We start from the raw sequence: 918 nt of genomic DNA on the forward strand, positions 1-918 counted from the left end.
TTGGGGGACAGCGAGATCGCCGCGCCCACCGGCTCCAGGGAGGGGGCGCGCTCCAGCACGGTCACCCGCGCCCCGCGCAGACGCAGGGCGGCCGCCGCCGTCAGTCCGCCGATGCCCCCGCCGATCACGATCGCCCGCTCGGCCGCTGCCATGGCTCCTCCTGAAGGCTTTCCAACTACATCTGTAGTGACCCCTCGCCTCCACCGTACTACAGCCGTAGTGAACCGGGTAGGTTGACCCCTGTGCCCGAACGCGTCACGACCACCGCCGCCCGCGCCGGCTGACCCGGCGTAGCCCCGCCGGATCAGAGGTCCACCGGCTCCAGCGCCCCCAGCTCCGCCATCAGCCCCAGCCGGTCGTACTCCCACCAGCCCTCGACGATCTTGCCGTTGTCGCCGAAGCGGAAGATGGTGGTGCCCGTCATGGAGATGTCCTTGCCCGTCGCCGGAATGCCGAGGAAGTCGGCCCGGTGGGTCGCTTTCCAGACCCAGCGGGTGCACACCCGGTCGCCCTCGGCGATGTGGTCCTCGACGCGGAAGGTGAAGTCGAAGCCGCCGCGCCACTCGTCCGGCTCGCGCCGGAGGTGGTCCAGGCCGAGCACGTCCTGCTCGTTGGCCGGATCGTGGCCGCGGTAGTGCTCCTCGACCAGACCCGCCAGCCCGGACAGGTCGTCCGACGTGACCGCCACCTCGAAGAAGCGCCGCGCCGTGTCCGTGTTCAGCTGGGCGTCGCGCACCACGTCCAGGTCCGTGAAGGTGGGCATCTCGTCGCAGAGGGCCACCATCTCCCGGAAGATCCGGTCGGTCTCCGGCAGCTGCGAGTTCCGCATCGCCTCCTCGTACGACGGGAACTCCACGATCTCGACGACGTGTGACGCGTCCGAGCGGTCCTTGCCGACCACCGCGTGCGTCGCCGTCC

General features: G+C 70.5%; 2 protein-coding genes. Both read right to left on the bottom strand.

Annotation, left to right across the window (positions count from 1 at the left end; translation table 11 throughout):
• Window positions 1-152, bottom strand: a 152-nt coding sequence (locus LPA54_RS33095; protein ID WP_228984439.1) for an FAD-dependent oxidoreductase, incomplete at its 3' end; no start/stop codon positions are given.
• A 152-nt stretch (window positions 153-304) separates the two neighbouring features.
• On the bottom strand, window positions 305-918 hold a 614-nt coding region (locus tag LPA54_RS33100; protein ID WP_228984438.1), incomplete at its 5' end, for an ester cyclase.

It is taken from the genome of Streptomyces sp. DH12 (assembly GCF_020873895.1).
Lineage (GTDB): Bacteria > Actinomycetota > Actinomycetes > Streptomycetales > Streptomycetaceae > Streptomyces.